Annotated in this window: 16 protein-coding genes; all 16 read left to right on the top strand. The window is 55.4% G+C overall.

Annotated elements, in window-relative coordinates; genetic code table 11:
• Window positions 1–3 precede the first annotated feature (3 nt).
• The 16 genes from rsmH (at window position 4) to B5D23_RS05835 (ending at window position 19,738) form a co-directional block, all read left to right on the top strand.
• Window positions 4–987, top strand: coding sequence for a 16S rRNA (cytosine(1402)-N(4))-methyltransferase RsmH (rsmH, locus tag B5D23_RS05910; RefSeq protein ID WP_144012561.1), 984 nt, complete (start codon window positions 4–6; stop codon window positions 985–987).
• On the top strand, window positions 984–1,298 hold the full coding sequence (locus B5D23_RS05905) for a hypothetical protein (RefSeq protein ID WP_078684490.1): 315 nt from the start codon (window positions 984–986) through the stop codon (window positions 1,296–1,298). Before rsmH ends, B5D23_RS05905 begins: the two co-directional genes overlap by 4 nt.
• A complete protein-coding gene (locus B5D23_RS05900; protein ID WP_078684489.1) occupies window positions 1,295–3,250 on the top strand; it encodes a penicillin-binding protein in 1,956 nt (651 codons plus the stop codon). The genes B5D23_RS05905 and B5D23_RS05900 overlap by 4 nt, the downstream gene beginning before the upstream one ends.
• Before the next feature lie 5 nt (window positions 3,251–3,255).
• Entirely contained in the window at window positions 3,256–4,701 is a 1,446-nt protein-coding gene (locus tag B5D23_RS05895) for a UDP-N-acetylmuramoyl-L-alanyl-D-glutamate--2,6-diaminopimelate ligase (RefSeq protein ID WP_078684635.1), read from the top strand.
• Window positions 4,682–6,082 (top strand): UDP-N-acetylmuramoyl-tripeptide--D-alanyl-D-alanine ligase, encoded by a 1,401-nt coding sequence (locus B5D23_RS05890; protein WP_078684488.1) that lies wholly within the window; start codon window positions 4,682–4,684, stop codon window positions 6,080–6,082. The genes B5D23_RS05895 and B5D23_RS05890 overlap by 20 nt, the downstream gene beginning before the upstream one ends.
• Window positions 6,079–7,155, top strand: a complete 1,077-nt coding sequence (gene mraY / locus B5D23_RS05885) for a phospho-N-acetylmuramoyl-pentapeptide-transferase (RefSeq protein WP_078684487.1) — start codon at window positions 6,079–6,081, stop codon at window positions 7,153–7,155. Before B5D23_RS05890 ends, mraY begins: the two co-directional genes overlap by 4 nt.
• Before the next feature lie 9 nt (window positions 7,156–7,164).
• A complete protein-coding gene (murD, locus tag B5D23_RS05880) occupies window positions 7,165–8,454 on the top strand; it encodes a UDP-N-acetylmuramoyl-L-alanine--D-glutamate ligase (RefSeq protein ID WP_078684486.1) in 1,290 nt (429 codons plus the stop codon).
• Between the two features lie 3 nt (window positions 8,455–8,457).
• Window positions 8,458–9,612 carry a putative lipid II flippase FtsW gene (ftsW, locus tag B5D23_RS05875; RefSeq protein WP_078684485.1) on the top strand — a complete coding sequence of 385 codons (1,155 nt, stop codon included), beginning with the start codon at window positions 8,458–8,460 and terminating at the stop codon, window positions 9,610–9,612.
• A 1-nt stretch (window position 9,613) separates the two neighbouring features.
• Complete coding sequence (murG, locus tag B5D23_RS05870) at window positions 9,614–10,693, top strand: undecaprenyldiphospho-muramoylpentapeptide beta-N-acetylglucosaminyltransferase (RefSeq protein WP_078684484.1); 1,080 nt, start codon at window positions 9,614–9,616, stop codon at window positions 10,691–10,693.
• Window positions 10,694–10,726: 33 nt separating this feature from the next.
• Window positions 10,727–12,094, top strand: coding sequence for a UDP-N-acetylmuramate--L-alanine ligase (gene murC, locus B5D23_RS05865; RefSeq protein WP_078684483.1), 1,368 nt, complete (start codon window positions 10,727–10,729; stop codon window positions 12,092–12,094).
• An 18-nt stretch (window positions 12,095–12,112) separates the two neighbouring features.
• Complete coding sequence (murB, locus tag B5D23_RS05860; protein ID WP_078684482.1) at window positions 12,113–12,997, top strand: UDP-N-acetylmuramate dehydrogenase; 885 nt, start codon at window positions 12,113–12,115, stop codon at window positions 12,995–12,997.
• 62 nt (window positions 12,998–13,059) lie between these two features.
• Window positions 13,060–13,791, top strand: coding sequence for a cell division protein FtsQ/DivIB (locus B5D23_RS05855; RefSeq protein WP_159445930.1), 732 nt, complete (start codon window positions 13,060–13,062; stop codon window positions 13,789–13,791).
• A gap of 44 nt (window positions 13,792–13,835) precedes the next feature.
• Window positions 13,836–15,062, top strand: coding sequence for a cell division protein FtsA (gene ftsA, locus B5D23_RS05850; RefSeq protein ID WP_078684480.1), 1,227 nt, complete (start codon window positions 13,836–13,838; stop codon window positions 15,060–15,062).
• A 62-nt stretch (window positions 15,063–15,124) separates the two neighbouring features.
• Entirely contained in the window at window positions 15,125–16,483 is a 1,359-nt protein-coding gene (ftsZ, locus tag B5D23_RS05845) for a cell division protein FtsZ (RefSeq protein WP_078684479.1), read from the top strand.
• Between the two features lie 112 nt (window positions 16,484–16,595).
• Window positions 16,596–17,936 (top strand): M23 family metallopeptidase, encoded by a 1,341-nt coding sequence (locus tag B5D23_RS05840; protein ID WP_078684478.1) that lies wholly within the window; start codon window positions 16,596–16,598, stop codon window positions 17,934–17,936.
• A 107-nt stretch (window positions 17,937–18,043) separates the two neighbouring features.
• Window positions 18,044–19,738: a radical SAM protein gene (locus tag B5D23_RS05835; protein WP_078684634.1), complete on the top strand. Its 1,695-nt coding sequence runs from the start codon at window positions 18,044–18,046 to the stop codon at window positions 19,736–19,738.
• Window positions 19,739–19,761: the final 23 nt, after the last annotated feature.

The following is a 19,761-nucleotide window of genomic DNA, read 5'->3' as shown; positions in this document are numbered from 1 at the left end:
GCTGTGAGCGTTGAAGAAAAGCGACCCGAAGAGGTTCATATCCCGGTTTTGCGGGATGAAGTGATTTCATACCTCGCACCAAAGCCGGGTGGAAAATATTTGGATGGAACGCTTGGTATGGGTGGCCATACTGAAGCAATTCTCAAGGCCGCAGGTGAAGGCGCTCAGGTGCTTGGCTGCGACCGGGACCGTGAAGCCATCGCCCTAGCGAGCCAGCGGCTGGAGCCTTTTGAGGGCCGGGTGCATTTTGCACATTGCCGTTTTAGTCAGTTTGAAACTGCGCTCGCGGATATTGGCTGGGACTCTCTTGATGGCGCAATGATCGATATTGGTGTGTCTTCCTTGCAGATTGATGACCCGGAACGCGGGTTTAGCTTTCTTGAAGATGGACCGCTCGACATGCGCATGGGGACCCTTGGCGACGGGACAACCGCGTCCTCGCTGGTGAACCGGGCAAGCCTTGAGAAGCTCAAGCGCATTATAGGCAAGTATGGCGAAGACCCTATGGGTGGACGCATTTCCCGAGCCATCATTGACGCGCGAGAAAAGAAGCCCATTGAAACCACTCTGGAGCTGGCCAAGATTGTTGAGGATGCCTATCCGGCAAAGATGCGGGCCAAGGCCCGGCTGCATCCTGCAACACGAACTTTTCAGGCCCTCCGGATGGAAGTGAATCAGGAACTTCAGGAACTGGAGGGCTTTTTAGAGGCCATTCTTCCGTACCTGAAACCCGGTGCTCGGGTGGCGGTTATTTCGTTCCATTCACTGGAAGACCGCATTGTAAAACGTTTTTTCCGTGAGGAAGCCAAGGGCTGCCTCTGCCCGCGCGAGCAGGTGATCTGCATTTGTGGACACAAGGCGCAGGTAAAAGTTTTGACCCGCAAGCCTGTGACTGCGGGAGAGGAAGAGCTGGAACGCAATTCCCGTTCGCGAAGCGCAAAGCTGCGGGTGGCAGAAAAGCTCCCCGTTACGGAAGATGACGAATGAAAGGATTAAGGGACTGGCAGGATGGAGCAATTGCCATTCTGCTCCTCCTTGCTCTCCTTCAGGGACTTTCTTTGGTGTGGTGCAATATCGAACGAATGGATATTGCCTACACCCTGAAAGAACAGCAGGACGCCCTGAACAGAAACCGCAGTCTGCTGACCAAGCTTGGGGTCGAACAGGAAAACCTGCTCAGTCCCCACCGACTGCGCAGGCAGGCACGGCAACTTGGCCTTGCACCTGCCGCCCCGGGGCAGATCCGGGTTTTGGATGAGCTGCCCCAAAAATCGCCACGGGTGGAGGCGCCTCAATGAGAAGCTACTCGCCGCAACACAAACAGGAAAAAGACTGGAGCCGGATTCGACTCGCCCTTGTGGCGGGACTCTTCGGGCTGGTCTGGCTTGTTTTGTGGGGTAGGGCTTTTCAGGTGCAGGTGCTGGATGGCGATATGCTCGCTGAGCGCGCCCGTCGGCAGCATCTTGCCAGTGAGTTCATTAATGGTGAACGAGGCAGGATTCTTGACCGTCACGGACGAATTCTTGCACAAAGTGTGCAGTGTCAGTCCGTGTATGCCCGACCTGTGCAGGTGAAAAATCCTGCACAAGCTGCACGCAGCCTCTCGCGTGTGCTAAATATCCCCGCGAATAAATTAGTAAAAAAACTCTCCTCCCGTCGGCCTTTTGTCTGGCTGAAACGGCAGGTGAGTGATAAGGTCGCCTTTGGTGTAAGGTCCTTGGATATTGGTGGAATTTCTTTGGTCAAAGAATACCGCCGACTCTATCCCAACAAGTGGCTTGCGGGCCAGCTTTTGGGTTTTTGCGGTCAGGATGGGCACGGGCTGGAAGGTCTGGAACGGTCCTTGAATACGCAGCTCACGGGCGTCCAAAATCGGCAAATAGTGCAGAGGGATGCACGAGGGCGAAAACTGTATCTGGACGGTGAGCAGGAATCCCCCAGTCATGGGCAGGATGTCCGGCTGACTCTGGATGCAGATATTCAGGCCGTTGCCGAGCAGGCGCTTTCCAAGGTTGTCAGCCAGTATAACGGAAAGTCTGGTGTTGCTCTGGTCGCAGAAGTTGAGAGTGGCGACATCCTTGCGTGGGCGCAATATCCTCTTTTCAATCCGAACAGTTACAGGCAATATCGTTCACTTGGCTGGCGCAACAGGGTTGCCCTTGATGCGCTGGAGCCGGGATCGACCTTAAAGCCTTTTCTTATTGCCGCCGCCCTTCAGGAGGGCATCGTTGCCCCAGAAACGGCCGTGTATTGCGAAAATGGCCGCTTCCGGCTGGACGGCGTCACCATTCGGGATACGCACAAGTACGAGGATCTGAGTGTTGCCGAAGTCTTGAAGCTTTCTTCAAACATCGGCATGGCAAAGATTGGCCTCGAAATGGGTGCATCCCGCTATTACGACTATTTGACCAAGCTTGGCTTTGGGTCCCGTTCGGGACTCAAGCTTCCTGAGAGCAAAGGCATTTTGCGGAATCCTGGGACATGGCAGCGGGTTGACCTTGCTGCGACGTCCTTTGGACAGGGCATTGCTGTGACCGCGCTCCAGACTGCTCGCGCGTATGTTTGCCTTGCAGACGATGGAGTGCTCAAGCCCCTGCGGCTTTTTGCCGGGCAGCAGCCGACGCAGCCAGAACGCGCTGTGTTTAGCCCCGAAGTGACGCATACGGTGCTGGGGATGTTGCAGGCCGCTGTCGAAGAGGGCACAGGCAAGCGCGCCCGCATCGAAGGGCTGACAGTTGGCGGCAAGACGGGCACAGCGCAGAAGGCCAGCCGCTCTGGTGGATACGGGAAAAAATACCTCGCGTCGTTTGTCGGCATGATTCCGGCCACGCATCCCCGCTATGTTGTGCTGGTCTCGGTGGATGAGCCGCACCCAGTCTATTATGGCGGGCTTGTTGCTGCTCCGGCAGTTCGGGAAATTGCGCTGAAATCGCTTGCTTTCCTTGGCGAGCTGCCCGAAGTCATGACCGAAGCTGCTTCTCCTGATTCCTTTGCTGCTCCGCGAGAGCTGGAGCGGGCGGTTCAGGCCGCTGTTCACCGTTCTCCTGATGTGAGAAATCCATTGCTTGTTCCGGATGTTGTGGGGCTTTCCCTGCGACAGGCCGTCAAAATTTTTGCGGACGCGGGGGTGATGCCGGACCTCCGTGGCACAGGATACATCATCGGCAAACAGAGTCCGCCTCCGGGAACACCATGGAAGAGCGCCGGGCAGGCGGTTTTCTGGTTGATGCCCGAAGACGGGCGGAGCTGAAGTACATGAAAGACATGTGGACAAAACTTGTACGCGCTGTCGCAAAGGGCCTTATGGTCCGCTCCGATTCAAGACAGGTAAAACCCGGGGAAGCCTTTGTGGCTGTTCCGGGTGTTGGTGTTGATGGCGCTCAGTATATTCCCGCTGCTCTCGAACAGGGGGCGGAGTGGATTGTGGCTGTTCCGGGAACTGTTCTTCCGGAAGGCGCACAGGCAACGCTGGTTGAGCATGAGAATCCTCGCGCTGCCCTTGGCAGTCTCGCTGCTGCATATTTCAAGACCGCTGAACACGGCATGCACATGGTGGGTGTGACCGGAACCAACGGTAAAACAACCATCACCTACATGCTTGAGCATGTCCTGTCGGCAAACAGCCACAGGGTTGGCGTTATCGGAACGGTGAATTGCCGCTGGCCCGGCTTTAGCGTTGATTCCTCCATGACGACTCCAGACTGCTGGAAGCTGCATGAGATCATCGCAAACATGGCCGAAGCCGGGGTCGATACGGTTGTCATGGAAGTTTCTTCCCACGCCCTTGATCAGGACAGGGTCGCGGGAATTGCCTTTGATGTTGCGGTATTGACCAACGTGACACAGGATCATCTGGATTATCACAAGACCATGGATGCCTATTTTGAAGCCAAGGCACGGCTCTTCACAGAATTGCCTCGGCAGGCAAAGGCATGCGTGATCAATGTGGACGACAGTTATGGTCGCCGGCTGGCGGAGCGCTGCCCTGAAAGCGTGACGTATGGGCTTGAGGCAGCGCACCAGCCGAGCATGATGGGTCAGATGCAGTCCTGCACCTCGTGCGGCATTCATCTTCGGGTCGAACATGGCGGGCAGTCATGGGAAATTGATTCACCGTTGATTGGTCTGTACAACGCGGCCAATCTGCTGGCTGCACAGGGTGCGGCCCTTGCTCTTGGCGTCAAGCCCCGCGGGCTGAAAACTCTGGAAGATTTTCATGGTGTTCCGGGCCGTCTGCAGCGTGTCCCCAATGAAAAAGGTCTGCATGTCTTTGTTGACTATGCCCACACTCCAGATGCTCTGGAAAATGTGCTGTCCTGCGTGCGCGATCTGGACTTTGCGCGCGTGCTGGCGGTGTTTGGCTGCGGTGGAAATCGCGATAGGGCCAAACGTCCGCTTATGGGTGAAGCCGTCTGCCGTTATGCAGATGTTGCGGTGCTGACGTCTGACAATCCACGTTTTGAGGACCCGGAAGCCATTATGGCTGACGCCCGGCCCGGCCTGACTGGCTGTGTGCAGGTCATCGAAAAGGTGGACCGTCGGGAAGCCATTGCTGCGGCCCTTGGGGCAATGCTCCCGGATGATGTTTTGGTCATCGCAGGCAAAGGTCATGAAAATTATCAGGAAGTGAAGGGCGAACGCCATCACTTTAATGATTTCGAAGTGGTAAAGGAGATCCTCGGTGAAGCTGTCACTTGCTGATGCAGCCACAGCCATGAATGCGCTTGGTGACATGAGTCAGGCGCAGGGGCAGAGCCAGATTGCTGGCGTGAAGACAGACAGCCGTGCTGTTGGGCACGGGGATGTCTTTGTGTGTCTGGCTGGTGAGCGGGTTGACGGGCACAATTTTGCGGCACAGGCCGCAAGGCAGGGAGCCTTGGCCATTGTTGCCGAGCGGCCCTTGCCAGAACTCGCCGAGTCCTGCCCTGTGCTGATGGTCAGGGATTCTCTGGCTGCTCTTGGTCAGCTGGGTGCCTGCTGGCGAGACCGTACAACTGCGACGGTTATTGCTGTGACGGGTTCGGCTGGCAAGACCTCGGTCAAGGAACTGCTGGCGTCTATTCTTGCCCAGATGGGTGAGACGGCAAAAAATTACAAGAATTATAACAACCAGCTCGGTGTTCCGCGCAACATCATGGAATTCCACGGTGAGGAACGCTTTTGGGTGCTGGAGCTTGGCATTAGCGAAAAGCACGACATGAACGAGCTGGGTGCTCTTGTTCGTCCTGATGTCGCTGTGATTCACAACATTGGGCCGGTGCATCTGGAAGGACTGGGGAGCATTGAGGGCGTTGCCCGCTGCAAGACAGATCTTCTGGAGTTTGTCCAGCCGGGTGGCCGGGCCTTTGTGAGTATGGATTACCCGGAGCTGTGGGCTGAGGCGACGCGCCGGTTCCCCACTGTGCTTGGTTTTTCCACGCAGGGGCACTCTGACCGATTCCGGGCCAGCTATCTTGGTGGCGGAAAGGGTGGTGGACGCTATCTCGTGCACCTCGACAGTTTTGAGCTGGATGTGACGCTGCCATTTTTTGGTGATTTCTTTACGGAAAACGTGCTGGCCGCGGCAACAGTTGCCATGCAGCTGGGCGCTGGGCCGGACGAAATCCAGCGTGGACTGGAAACAGCAGAACTGCCTGAGCACCGCAATGTCTGTATCCCTGCTGGGGAATGGACCGTTTTGGACGATACGTACAACGCGAATCCGCTGTCCATGGAACGGGCAATTGCCAATGCCCGTGAGCTGGCAGGGGAGCGTCCTCTGGTGTGTGTCTTGGGCGACATGAAAGAACTCGGTCCTGATGCGGCAAAGCTGCATGCAGGCATGGCGCAGTCGCTGGCCGAAAATCGAGCTGCCGCAGTGTTTTTCCACGGCGAGCATGCTGATGATCTGCTTGACGGATTGCGCGGATGCGACTGGAATGGGCCGTTCTTTGCGATTGATAATCCTGCAACTTTGCCGGAACTGTTTGCTGGGCTGAACCTTGCCCCCGGCGTGGCCCTGTTTAAGGGGTCTCGCTCCATGCGCATGGAGCGCTTTGCAGACGTGCTGACTGGAAGCCTGAATGGAGAAAACCAGGCATGATTTATAATTTGCTGTACCCCTTATCCACTGAAATTGGACTGTTCAACGTCTTTCGGTACATCACGTTCCGAAGCATCTGGGCGCTTTTGACCGCGCTGCTTTTGACGATTGTGATTGGTCCTGCATTTATTGACTGGCTGCGCCGCATCAAGTTTGGACAGCAGATTCACGAGGATGTTGCCAAGCACAAGCAGAAAGCTGGAACCCCCACTATGGGTGGTCTGCTCATGGGCTTTTCTTTGCTCGTGGCCTGCCTTTTGTGGGCCGATCTGACCAACGTCTATGTCTGGCTGTCTATGTTTGTTTTTGCAGGCTTTGGTTTTGTTGGATTTCTTGATGACTACGTCAAGGTCTCCCATAAGCAGAACAAGGGCCTGTCCCCGGCTGCGAAAATGAGCCTTCAGCTTTTGGTTGCTGGTCTGGCCATGTTTTTCCTGATTCAGCAGCCTGCGTATGACACGCATCTGGTTTTTCCCTTTCTCAAGGGACTGCGGCCAGACCTTGGCTGGTTCTACCTGCCTTTTGCCGTGCTGGTGATTGTTGGCGCGTCAAATGCCGTGAATCTGACAGACGGGCTGGACGGGCTGGCTATTGGCCCGAGCATTGTTGCCGGGGCCTGTTTTGCAATCTTTGTGTACGTCACGGGTCATGCCCAGATCGCGAATTATCTGAATATTCCTCACCTTCAGGGCATGGGTGAAGTCACAGTTTTCTGTGGCGCACTGGTTGGCGCAGGGCTTGGTTTCCTGTGGTTCAACGCGTACCCGGCGCAGGTTTTTATGGGCGATGTTGGTTCCCTGTCCATCGGGGCCACGCTTGGTTTTATCGCTGTCCTGTGCAAGCACGAGCTGGTGCTGGTGATTGTGGGTGGTCTCTTTGTTGTCGAGACGCTTTCGGTCATCTTGCAGGTTGGGTATTTCAAGTTCTCCGGAGGCAAGCGCATTTTCCGTATGGCTCCGCTGCACCACCATTTTGAACTCAAAGGTATCCCGGAATCGAAAATTATCATCCGGTTCTGGATTCTCTCACTCCTTCTGGCGCTGATGGCTCTTTCGACGTTGAAGTTGAGATAAGGCAAGGACATGCGAAAGGAATTGATTGGAAGCGAGAAAGGTTCTCGCGCGGTTGTTGTTGGCGCTGGAAAGTCTGGTCGGGATGCAGCGCGACTGCTCCATGAGCTTGGAGCCGACGTGAACCTGCTGGAGCTGATGCCCAAAAACGTCAGCGTGGAGTTGCAGGACGAGTGCAAAGACAAGGGCATTGCCCTTCTGACCGGGCCGCACAAGCCTGAATATTTTGCAGGAGCCAGTCGCATTGTCCTGTCTCCTGGAATTCCGGTCGGCAAAATCCGCGAATGCCTGCCGGAAGGCTGCACCGCGGAGCTGATTTCCGAGCTTGAGCTTGCCGGGCGCTATGCCACAGGAAAGGTGCTGGCGATTACGGGCACCAATGGCAAGACCACCACGACCTCTCTGTGCGCACATATTTTGCGCGAAGCCGGATTCCGGGTTTTTGAGGGAGGCAACATTGGCACACCGCTGTCGTCCTATGTGCTTGGTGACGACGAGGCCGATGTTCTGGTGCTGGAAGTTTCCAGTTTTCAGGCGCAGAACTGCACCAGCTTTGCACCGGAAGTCGGGGTTTTTCTGAATCTGTCCGTGGACCATCAGGACTACCACAGGGACATGCAGGAATACCTTGATGCCAAGCTGAATCTCTTTGCGCACATGAGCGAAGACAGCTTTGTGATTCTTCCGGAAGAGATGCGCAGCCAGCTTGCGGAACAGCCGTTTACAAAGGCGCACCGCATATATTTTGAATCCACGGACCGTTTTGAGTCCGAGCTGCTCCCGGGTGAGCACAACCAGTGCAACATGGAAGCAGCATTTCAGGCGCTGAGCCGCTTTGGCGTGAGTGAACGCGAAATGCGGAATGCTTTGGAAACATATGTGCCGCATCCGCACCGGCTGGAGCGGGTCGGCGAAAAGCAGGGCATCCTGTTTGTAAATGATTCCAAGGCAACAACCCTTGCCTCGGTCAAGGCCGCTCTGGAAGCTTTTGACCGCCCGATTCTGCTTTTGGCAGGAGGCAAGTACAAGGGTGGCGATCTGGAATCTCTGGCCCCGCTCATTAAGCGCAAGGTTCGGGCCTTGGGGCTTTTTGGAGCTAGCCGGGAGCGCTTTGAGAGTGCATGGGAAGGCCTTGCCACCATGCATTGGGAGCCAGAACTGGGCGGAGCTGTGCGCTGGCTTATGACGCAGGCGCAGGAAGGAGATGTGATGCTTCTTTCGCCGGGAACGGCAAGCTTTGACCTCTATGACAACTATGGACAGCGCGGAGAGCATTTCCGCACACTCTTTCAGGAGCTTTAGGCAATGAACACTGAGTCTGCCGCAACAGCATCAGCACAGGCACCACGAAGTACGGTGCGCCGGGTTTTTGCAGAACAGCGCTTTGATTACACGCTGCTGTTTACTGCACTGCTCCTGCTGTGCATCGGCATGATTATGGTCATGAGCGCTTCGGGCGTGATGGCCGGGCGGCAGCTTGGTGATCCTTATGTGTTTTTCCGGCGTCAGGCCCTGTTTATGATGGCGGGCCTGACAGCCATGCTTCTGTGTTTCTTTATTTCCAGAAAGCTGGTCTACAAGCTGACCTACGTGTGGCTTTTGGGCGCAATGCTCTTTTTGGGGCTGACGCTGACGCCGTTTGGCGTGGTGGCTGGTGGTGCCCGCCGATGGATTCATGTCGGGCCAATTTCCCTGCAGCCGCTGGAATTTGCCAAACTCGCACTGGTGTTTTACCTCGCATATTTCTTTAGCCACAAGCAGGACAAGGTAAAGACGTTTAGCGTGGGCTTTATGCCGCCTGTCGTCATGACCGGGATTTTGTGCGGACTGCTTTTGCTTCAGCCAGATTTTGGCGGCGCAGTCTTTCTGTGTGGAATTCTTTTTATAATGAGCCTTGTGGGAGGGACGAGCCTCGTGTACCTCGGTACATCCGCCGTGCTTGGAGCCGGATGTGGCTGGGCGCTTATTTTGAGCGAGCCGTACCGACTCAAACGCCTGACCGCATTTATGCATCCATTTGAACATGCTCAGGAATCCGGCTATCAGGTCGTGCAGTCCCTGTACGCTTTTGGCGCAGGGCAGTGGACCGGAGCGGGGCTTGGAGCGGGCAAGCAGAAGCTGCTCTTTTTGCCTGAGGCGCATAATGACTTCATTATGGCTGTCCTTGGCGAGGAGCTTGGTTTTCTTGGTGTTTCGCTTTTCTTCCTCGTGATGGGCACCTTCCTGTGGCGAGGCTTTTCTGTCGCACTGGCTCAGACAGATGCCCATGACCGTTTTGCAGCGCTGGGACTGGTGAGCATTATTGCCCTTGGCGCTGTGCTGAATCTGGCTGTTGTGCTGGGCGTTGCCCCTCCAAAGGGTGTGCCGATGCCGTTCATCAGTTATGGCGGCTCCAACCTTCTTGTGACCTGCATTTGTGTCGGGATGTTGCTGAACATCTCGCGAAAGAGGGAAAAATAGCGTGCAGCGACTTGTGATTACAACCGGGGGAACCGGTGGACATATTTTTCCGGCACTGGCCGTGGCCGAAGAAGTACAGCGCAGGAATCCTGACGCAGAAGTACTGTTTATCGGTGGCCAGTACGGACGCGAAGCCGAGTTTGCTGCTCAGGCTGGAGTGAAGTTTTTGGGGCTTCCAGTGCGAGGCGTGCTGGGGCGTGGACTCAAGGGTATTGCGGCCCTGTTCTCCATGCTGCGGGCACTTGGCATTGCCTGGAAGGAACTGGGGCGCTTTCGGCCAGAGGCTGTTGTTGGCTTTGGTGGCTATGCAGGTTTTGCCCCGGTTATGGCAGCTCGTCTGCGCGGCATCCCCTGCGCCGTCCATGAGCAGAATAGCGTCGCGGGTGCATCGAACACCTTGCTGTCCAAATTCTGTAAACGGGTCTTTTTAAGTTTTCCTGACTCCTGCGGGAGCTTTGCAAAGGAAAAGTGCATTTTTACTGGCAATCCGGTTCGCGGCAGCATTCGTGAACTCTCGGAGAGTACTGTAGAGGCGCCTTCCCGCCGAGTGCTGATTGTTGGCGGAAGCCTTGGTGCACATGCGCTGAACACCGCAGTGGCAGAGGAATTGCCCCGACTGAAAGATGCGGGATATTCCCTCTGGCACCAGACAGGAAAAGCAGATTTTGATGCCATGCACACGGCCTATGCCGATGCTGGCTGTACTGGAGAAGATTTTCGCGTTGCGCCGTTTATTCAGGATATGAAGGCCGCATATGCCTGGGCAGACCTTGTGCTGTGCCGGGCTGGAGCAACAACTGTTGCGGAGCTGGCCGTTGCTGGTCGCCCCTCAATCCTGATTCCGTTTCCCTTTGCAACGCATGACCATCAGACCGTGAATGCCAGTCACCTGGAACGCCTTGGGGCGGCCGTGCTGCTTCCACAGTCTGAACTCTCGACACGGAGCCTCTTTGACGAGCTGGAAAAGCTTTTTGCGAATCCAGAGACCATCACTGAGATGGGGCAGGCAGCCAAGGGCTTTGGCGCACCAAACGCCGCCGCGCTGCTGGTTGATGCCATTGAGGCAATGACACAAGCATAACGGGGAATACCCTGCAAACGATAGACGACATCCATGAAAAATAAAATTCGTAAAATCCACATGGTCGGCATTGGCGGAACGGGCATGAATGGCATTGCAGAAGTGCTTTTGAGCCTTGGCTACGAGGTTTCAGGTTCTGACCTGAGTTCCAGCCCGGTGACCGAACGTCTTCAGTCCCTTGGCGCGACTGTTTTTCAGGGTCACGCCGCAGGGCACGTTGGCGATGCTGATGTGCTGGTGAAGTCCACTGCTGTTCGGGAAGACAATCCCGAAGTGATGGAAGCCCGCGAGCACCGTATTCCGGTTATTCCCCGTGCAGAGATGCTGGCCGAGCTGATGCGTCTGCGACAGGGCATTGCTGTTGCCGGAACGCATGGCAAGACCACTACGACCTCGCTTCTGGCAACGATTTTTACTGAGGCAAAGCTTGACCCTACCGTGATTATCGGTGGTCGTCTGAATGCCTTTGGTACCAACGCCCTTCTGGGCAAGGGCGAGTTCCTGATTGCCGAAGCAGACGAGTCTGACGGTTCTTTCCTCTGCCTTTCGCCGATTATGACCGTTGTGACCAACGTGGACCTCGATCATCTGGACTTTTACGATGACATGGATCAAATCCGCGAAACATTTATAAATTTCATGAACCGGGTGCCATTTTATGGCCGCAATGTTGTGTGCGGAGACAACCCGGTCGTTCGCAGCATCCTGCCTGAGGTCAAGCGCCCAGTCATGACCTACGGTCTGAGCGAGGGCAACAGGCTTCGCGGCAAGATCAAGCGCTGCGAGGACGAGAGCTGCTTTGACGTGTTCTATCGGGATGAATACTGGGGCGAAGTGATTTTGCGCCAGCCCGGACTGCACAATGTGCTGAATGCCCTTGCCGCTATTGGTGTTTCCATTGAGGCTGGTGTGCCTCAGGACGCTATTCTGCGCGGACTGGCAACATTCGGTGGCGTTGGCCGTCGCTTTGAGCGAAAGGGTGAGCGTGATGGTGTTTTGGTTGTCGACGACTACGGTCACCATCCGACCGAGATCAAGGCAACGCTGGCAACTGCACGACAGTGCTATCCTGACCGCCGTCTTGTCGTGGCATTCCAGCCGCATCGCTACACGCGAACCAAGGCACTTTTTCAGGAATTTTGCTCGGCGCTGGGACAGGTTGATTCCCTGCTGCTGACAGAAATTTATCCGGCAAGTGAAAAGCCTATTCCGGGCGTGACTGGCGAATGCCTTGCACAGGGCATTCGGAACACGTCTCAGGCTGATGTGAAGTTTTATGACAGCATTCCTTCGCTGACTGAGGCACTTCCTCAGGTTCTGCATTCTGGTGATGTGCTGCTGACGCTTGGCGCTGGCAACATCTGGCAGGCTGGCACGAGCTGGCTCGGAAGCGAAGGCTAGGACGATTCGGAGAGACCAGTGGGACTGAAAATACATTCTGCACCGAGTCTCAGGGAGCGGACAACCCTGCATCTGGGTGGAACGGCACTTGCCGAGATCTGCCTGAATGACGTGCGGGAGCTGGACGCTCTCCCCGCAGAGCTGGACCGTCTTGGTGGAACGCCTCTCATGCTGGGGAAGGGGTCCAACATACTGGCGGCAGACGGCGAGCTGCCCTATGCGCTGGTACGGGTTCCTTCTCCGGGCAAGCCCGAAGTCGTTGCTGAACGCGGCGACAAGGTGACTGTCCGCGCCGAGGCAGGAATGGGGCTTCCCGCATTCCTGAGCTGGTGCGCAGGCAAGGGGCTGAGTGGCGCCGAGGGCCTGATGGGGGTCCCCGGAAAGCTTGGTGGCGCTGTGGCCATGAATGCTGGTTCCTATGGTGTCTGCATGGCCGATCTGATGCGCAGGGTGCTTGTGTTTTCTCCTTGCTGCGGCTTGCGCTGGGTTTCGCGGGATGACGTCCTGACGGGCTACAGATTTTTTGCTCCGCGGACCTTTGACCACTGGTTTCTTGTTCTTGCTGCAGAGCTGGACATGGAACGGGGCACGAGCGAGCTGATTCGGGAGCGGATGGCAGAGCATCGGGACACCAAGCGCAGAACTCAGCCTGTTGAGGCATGGAGCGCAGGGTGCACCTTCCGGAACCCGGAAGGCATTTCTGCCGGGAAGCTGCTGGACGATGCAGGTTTTCGTGGGAAAAAATGCGGCGGCATGGAATTTTCCACAAAACATGCGAATTTTTTGGTAAACACAGGGGCCGGAACCAGCGACCAGGCTTTGGAACTCATTGCTGAGGCACAGCAGACTGTGCAGCGCCTGTATGGCATTGAGCTGGAGCTGGAAGTCAAGGTTCTTTCATGACCGGACGGCGAAGCGTACGACGCAGCCGATACCGCTCAAATTCCGCACGAAAAAGTCGCAGCGTGCGGATACGACCGGGCAAAGCTCTGGTCTGGCTCTTTTTCGCAGTCCTTGGTACGGCTTTCGTGGTGACGGCGAGTGTGGCTTTTCTTGTCGGATTCCGATGGCTTACCACGAGTGAGACTCTCGCACTCAAAAGCATAGAAGTGCAGGGGATCTCCCACCTCAGTTCGCGAGAGGTGGCGCGGATTGCCGGGGTGCAGCTTGGGGACAATGTGTTGAACCTCAAGATTGCAGATATGGAAGAACGGCTGAGTCAAAACCCGTGGACAGATGTTGTCCGGGTCCGGCGGATTCCACCCGGAGATTTGCGCATCAGCATTCAGGAACGGGTTCCGTATTACTGGATACTGAAAAAAAACGAACTTTTTTATGCTGACGTCTTTGGCAAGACCATTGATCGGGTGACTGCACAACGGATTCTTCCGCTTCCTCTTCTTGAATATGACCGGGGCGGCAAGGATCTGGTTCCCGAACTGCCAGAACTTTTGAGTCAGCTTTGGCTGGGACAAACCCAGCTGCGGCCCGGAGATGCAGCCCTTGTACAGGTCTCCCGGCGTTTTATTCAGCTCACTTTTGAGCGGCCTGCGCTGAGACTTGTTCTGGAGCGCAGGGACTGGAAACAGAATATGCACAAACTGAGGCTTGTCTGGGCCGATCTTGTCCGACGGGGCGAGAGCACACAGGTCAAGGGTATCCGCATTGTCGGTGGAAAAGTGTTTGTACGTGCCTAGGACAAGGCTTCGCATCCTGCGGGAATATACGGAAGGAGAACGGCATGGCCAGGTCTGAACTCATTGTCGGTCTTGATATTGGAACTACAAAAATTTGTGCCGTGGTCGGCGAGCTGACCCCGGAAGGCGTGGATGTTGTCGGTATCGGCTCCAGCCCGTCTACGGGCCTGCGAAAAGGCGTTGTGGTCAACATTGAGCAGACTGTCCAGTCCATCAAAAAGGCGCTGGAAGAAGCTGAACTCATGGCTGGCTGTGACATTCGCTCAGTCTACGCAGGCATTGCAGGAAGTCACATCAAGGGCTTTAACAGCCACGGTGTGATTGCTGTAAAGGGCGGTGAAGTTTCCCAAAGAGATGTGGAACGGGTGATTGACGCTGCAAAGGCAGTCGCAATTCCACTTGATCGTGAAGTCATACATATTTTGCCACAGCAGTACATCGTTGATGACCAGCGCGGGATTCATGACCCGCTTGGCATGGCCGGTGTGCGGCTTGAGGTCAAGGTGCACATTGTGACTGGCGCGGTGACGTCTGCCCAGAACATTGTCCGTTCCTGCCACAGGTCCGGGCTGGATGTCGCCGACATCGTGCTGGAGGCTCTTGCATCGTCCAAGGCGGTGCTGACTCCAGAAGAACGCGAGATTGGCGTTGCTTTGGTCGACCTTGGTGGAGGAACGACAGACCTCGCTATTTTTTCGGAAGATTCTATTCGACATACCTCTGTATTGGCCCTTGGGGGCGCAAACCTGACCAATGACATTGCGTTTGGTTTGCGGACACCGATGGCCGCCGCAGAGCAGATCAAGGTGAGCTATGGCTGTGCCATGGCCGACCTCGTGACTGGTGACCAGTTCATCGAAGTCCCAAGCGTGGGCGACCGGGCACCCCGGCGCTTGTCGCGGAAGACTTTGGCTGATATTTGCGAACCACGCGTTGAAGAGATATTAGCTCTTGTAGATCAGGAACTTACGCGTTCTGGATTCAAATCTAAGCTCGGAGCAGGCGTTGTCCTTACCGGTGGAACAGCGCTCATTGAGGGAATGCAGGAGCTTGGAGAGCAGATTTTCAACATGCCAACTCGTGTGGGCTATCCGCGCGAAATTGGCGGCCTGCATGATGTGGTGAATAGCCCCATGTATGCCACAGCTGCTGGCCTGCTCATGTTTGGAGCAGAAAAGGAAGGCGTTGAACAAAGCTTTAGAATTCGGGACGACGGAATGTTCAACCGCATTTTGGGGAAAATGCGGAAGTGGTTCATCGACGTGAAGTAAGGGGAAATGAATTTTGGTAAGGGGAAAACTTCACATCCCGTAAGGGAGGAAGGAGGATACGCATGGATTATTTGGAACTTGAGAATGAAAATGCGGCAAAAATAAAAGTCGTCGGCGCCGGTGGTGGTGGCGGAAACGCGATCAACAACATGATCAATTCCGCGCTCAAGGGCGTGACCTTTATTGCTGCAAATACTGATGTTCAGGCCCTGAACAAGTCCAGCGCTGAATTCAAGATTCAGCTGGGCGAGAAACTGACAAAGGGTCTTGGCGCGGGTGCAGATCCGGAAGTTGGCCGCGAGGCTGCTCTGGAAAGCATTGACATAATCCGCGAGAGACTCAATGGTGCGGACATGGTTTTCGTCACTGCGGGCATGGGCGGTGGCACCGGTACTGGTGCTGCTCCTGTCATTGCCGAAGTGGCAAAAGAAATGGGCGCCCTGACTGTTGGTGTCATTACCAAACCTTTTTACTTTGAAGGCAAGCGTCGACTTGAGAGCGCAGAACGCGGCATCAAGAACCTTGCTGACAATGTTGACAGCCTGATTACCATCCCGAATGACAGGCTGCTCTCTTTGGCATCCAAGAAGGCAACCTTTTTGGATATGCTGAAAAAGGCTGATGAAGTCCTGTATTACGCTGTAAAGAGTATCTCTGATCTCATTATGGTGCCCGGACTCATTAACCTTGACTTCGCAGACGTGAAAGCTGTCATGAGTGAGTCGGGTCTCGCCATGATGGGTACGGGTATTGCCCGTGGTGAATCTCGCGCCCGCGAAGCCGCCATGAAAGCCATTACCAGTCCTCTGCTTGAGGATGTGAATATTGAAGGCGCACGTGGCGTGCTGATGAACGTGACCTGTGGTCCTGATTTGGCCATTGATGAAGTCGCGGAAGCAGCAAGCATTATTTCTGAAGCAGCGGATGAAGATGCCAACATCTACTTCGGTACGGTTTTCGAACAGGAAGCCTCCGACGAGATGCGCATTACGGTTATTGCAACGGGTATTGAAAATACTCCGCAGCAGCAGCCTCAGCCCGCAAGCGAGAATGATCCCCTCGCACTTCTCAACAAACTTCAGGGTGGTTCGGCAAAATCACTTCGGAACAAGGGCGGCGCGTCTGCAAAAAAGACCACAGCCGCAGCTCCCGAAGCACCTCGTCCTGTGACTGTGACCAAACCTGCGACAACGGCTGTTCCCCCAATGTCCAGCCCGAGCCGTGAGGAGCGTTTGCAGCGCGGACGTGAGTTTGCTCAGAATGACCCGGATCTTCGGACTCCAGCCTATCTTCGCCGAGGCACCCGCAACCGCGGTGGCGCCGGACATAATCCTCAGATTAGCCGCACAGGTCAGGAGGATTTCGTCTTTGACGAAGATGACTTCGAAACGCCTGCATTTTTGCGGGCACAGGCTGACTAGCCCGAATGACGCGTATCTTCCCCGGGGACTGGAGTGGCGTATGCTCCAGCCCCCTTTCCCCAACTGTGTCGTATAACCTTTGACCGTCCAAGATCGGACGAATGGTGACAACATGGAAAACCGACCGAATACTAGCAGGAAAGCACGTTTCCGCATTGTGGGTGGCCGGCGTATCCTCGTTGCTGCCGTACTCGTGGGAGCACTTTGTACGATCGCGACCGTTTTGGTCACGAAAGGGCAGCAGGCTGTCCCTGAACAGCTGAGTGTTTCCGAGGCACAGACTGAGACTGCGCCAGAAGTGCAGACTCCTGTGGTTCCAGAAACGCCGGAACCTGTTCTGGCGACCAGCGCAGGACGCATTGAACGCGGCCAGTCTGTTTCTACACTTCTTTCTTCTCTTCTTTCTCCGCTAGAAATTCATACTCTTGCCCAGACTTCCAAAGACGTTTTTTCCCTGAATGGAATGCGAGCTGGCCGGCCATACTGCATTGTGACTGCCGACGGCGATTTCCAGTGCTTTGAGTACGAGATTGACAACGATGAGAAACTCGTCATTACCAAAGGCGACGATGGTTTTGACGCCAAACGGGAAGCTATTCCCTATGACATCCGCACCGCAGTGGTGAACGGAGAGGTGGAATCCTCTTTGTACAACGCTGTGACGGCAAGTGGTGAAAAGGCAGCGTTGGCTGTTCGGCTCGCCAATATTTTTGCCTGGGATGTGGATTTTATTCGTGACATCCGCAAGGGTGACAGCTTCAAGGTGCTTGTAGAAAAGCGCTACAGGGAAGGAAATTTTGTGGGCTATGGTCGCATCACTGCTGCTGAATTTGTGAATCAGGGCGACCACTTCCGAGGCTTCCTTTTTGCTGACAAGAACGGACGCGAGACTTTTTATGATGCAAAAGGCCATTCCCTGCGAAAGGCTTTTCTGAAAGCTCCGCTTGATTTTGTCCGCATCTCCTCCAATTTTTCCAGAAGCCGCATGCACCCCATATTGAAAATCCGTCGTCCGCACCTCGGCATTGACTATGCCGCGCCTATTGGGACGCCCATCAGGGCTGTTGGTGATGGCGTGATTATCAAGCGGGCATGGGGCAAGGGTGCTGGCCGTTACGTCAAAATTCGGCACAACAGCACCTACATGACCACCTACATGCACATGAGCCGCTTCCGAAAGGGCGTGAACGTGGGCACTCGGGTGAAGCAGGGGCAGGTTATCGGCTATGTTGGCTCCACGGGATATTCCACTGGACCACATCTTGATTTCCGCATGCAGAAAAACGGCACGTATATTAATCCGCGCCGTCTGAAATCTCCCTCTGCTGCTCCAGTTGCAAAAGACCGCATGCAGGCGTTTCGCGAGGCTATCGCACCGCTTGTTGCGCAGCTTGACGGGGTCGAACCCATGCAGGCTGCTGTGCACAACGAAGAGCAGGCTATCCTGAACTAGTTGGGATTGAGTAGAAAAAAGAGACGGGCCGTTTCCTTGTGGAGACGGCCCGTTTTTTCGATGGGGGCAATGGTTGCCTTTCCCCGCAATCCGTATATAACCGCCGCATGAGCGAGACACAGTTCTATCCGCCAGAATCTGGCATCTATTATGGCCTTGACCGTCCTGCCGCTGAAGAGTGGGGTGGACGGCTTCCCGTTGCCCTTGTTTTTCCCGGACCTTCACGCCTTGGGCTTTCTACCCTTGGCTGGCAGGTGGTGTGGAAGCTTCTTCAGGATGAGCCGGGCATTATTGTTGAACGGTTTTTCTGGGAAGGTGGCGACGAAGAGCCGCGTGCCTATGATTCTGGGCGTCCGCTTTCAGATTTCCCGGTCATCTCCTTTAGCCTGAACTTTGAAGAAGAGTATCGGGCGATGGTGCAGATGCTGGACCGGGCGAACATCCCTGTGCGTTCTGCCGATCGTGGCGACTGGCCGATTATTATTGCCGGTGGTCCGCTGTCCTTCATGAACCCTGCGCCTGTTGCTCCTGCCGTTGACCTGTTTTGGGTTGGCGAGGCCGAAGCTGGTTTCCCCAAGATTATTTCTGACTGTGTCGACTATGTCTTTGGTGGCAAGAGTCGCGCAGACTACCTTGCCGATCACGTGGGCATGGATGGCGCCTACATTCCTGGCTTGTCCAAGGACCCTGTTCGTCGTGTTTTGGCTGGCTCCGAGCGTGAACTTCCTGAGCCGGGCCACTCCTGTTTTGTGACGCAGGAATCAGAATTTCGTGACATGTTTCTGCTCGAAGTCAATCGCGGCTGCCCCTATGGCTGTCGTTTTTGTGCGGCAGGTTATGTCTATCGTCCGCCCCGTCATGCACAGGTTGATGTGCTTAAGCGGGCTGTCGAGCGTGTGAACCCCGGCAAGGTTGGCCTTGTGGGAACTGCGCTCACGGACTGGCCGGACCTGATGCCATTCCTGCACTGGTTACAGGATCGTGGCACCAAGTTCTCTTTGGCCTCTCTTCGCTATGATGGCTTGACTGACGACATGCTGACCTTTCTTCGGCGGACGGGTACCCGTAGTGTGACCCTCGCCCTCGAAGGAGCAAGCCATCGTATTCGCAAGGCGATCAACAAGAATCTCAAGGAAGATGTTTTTCTTGATGCTGTTTCGCGCATCAGCAAGCTTCAGTTTAATCATCTCAAGCTGTATCTGATTGCAGGGTGGCCGGATGAAACAGAGGCGGATTATGACGAGCTGGGCGAATTCCTCAAGGAAATTCGAGCGGCAATTGATGCCGGAAAGGGCAAGAAAAAGACCGGAGTCGGGCACGTCACCATTGGCGTGAGCAGTCTGGTCCCCAAGCCGTGGACACCTTTCCAGTGGGCACCGATGGCAACCGAAGAGCATCTGAACAAGGTGATGAAGAAGCTCAAGAGTGTTGTGAAGCCTATCAAGGGATTTCAGGTGCGTGTGGACAAGCCTGCTCCTGCTCGTTTACAGGGCCTTTTGGCTCGTGGTGACGAGAAGGTTTTTGATCTCATTGAGATGTCAGCCTGTCAGGGACTGAGCTGGAAAAAGGCGCTCCGGGCCTGGGATGGCGATATGTCCGCCTATCTCGATCGAGAGCGTGGCGCTGACGAAGCCTTCCCCTGGGAGTGCATCGAAACAGGCGTGAACCGGTCCTTCCTCCGGCGGGAGTGGGAGCGCTACAAAGCAGTACAGGCGTCGCCTCTCTGCGGGAAAGCTCCCTGCAAAAAGTGCAACGCCTGTGGAATGGGGTCCTGGCTGTATGATAGGCCAGAAAAAGACTAGATAAAGAATGAAACAGCGGAAGC

The organism is Desulfobaculum bizertense DSM 18034, from assembly GCF_900167065.1.
Taxonomy (GTDB): Bacteria; Desulfobacterota; Desulfovibrionia; order Desulfovibrionales; family Desulfovibrionaceae; genus Desulfobaculum; species Desulfobaculum bizertense.
The sequence above is the reverse complement of the archived record's forward strand: the minus strand, read 5'-3'. Positions and strand labels throughout refer to the sequence as shown.

Bases quoted from the DNA above. Each gene is read 5' to 3' on its own strand.
- B5D23_RS05895 (WP_078684635.1), top strand. From the start codon at position 3,256: ATGAAAGACATGTGGACAAAACTTGTACGCGCTGTCGCAAAGGGCCTT.
- B5D23_RS05905 (WP_078684490.1), top strand. From the start codon at position 984: ATGAAAGGATTAAGGGACTGGCAGGATGGAGCAATTGCCATTCTGCTC.
- murD (WP_078684486.1), top strand. From the start codon at position 7,165: ATGCGAAAGGAATTGATTGGAAGCGAGAAAGGTTCTCGCGCGGTTGTT.
- ftsZ (WP_078684479.1), top strand. From the start codon at position 15,125: ATGGATTATTTGGAACTTGAGAATGAAAATGCGGCAAAAATAAAAGTC.
- mraY (WP_078684487.1), top strand. From the start codon at position 6,079: ATGATTTATAATTTGCTGTACCCCTTATCCACTGAAATTGGACTGTTC.
- B5D23_RS05900 (WP_078684489.1), top strand. From the start codon at position 1,295: ATGAGAAGCTACTCGCCGCAACACAAACAGGAAAAAGACTGGAGCCGG.
- ftsW (WP_078684485.1), top strand. From the start codon at position 8,458: ATGAACACTGAGTCTGCCGCAACAGCATCAGCACAGGCACCACGAAGT.
- B5D23_RS05840 (WP_078684478.1), top strand. From the start codon at position 16,596: ATGGAAAACCGACCGAATACTAGCAGGAAAGCACGTTTCCGCATTGTG.
- B5D23_RS05835 (WP_078684634.1), top strand. From the start codon at position 18,044: ATGAGCGAGACACAGTTCTATCCGCCAGAATCTGGCATCTATTATGGC.
- ftsA (WP_078684480.1), top strand. From the start codon at position 13,836: ATGGCCAGGTCTGAACTCATTGTCGGTCTTGATATTGGAACTACAAAA.
- murC (WP_078684483.1), top strand. From the start codon at position 10,727: ATGAAAAATAAAATTCGTAAAATCCACATGGTCGGCATTGGCGGAACG.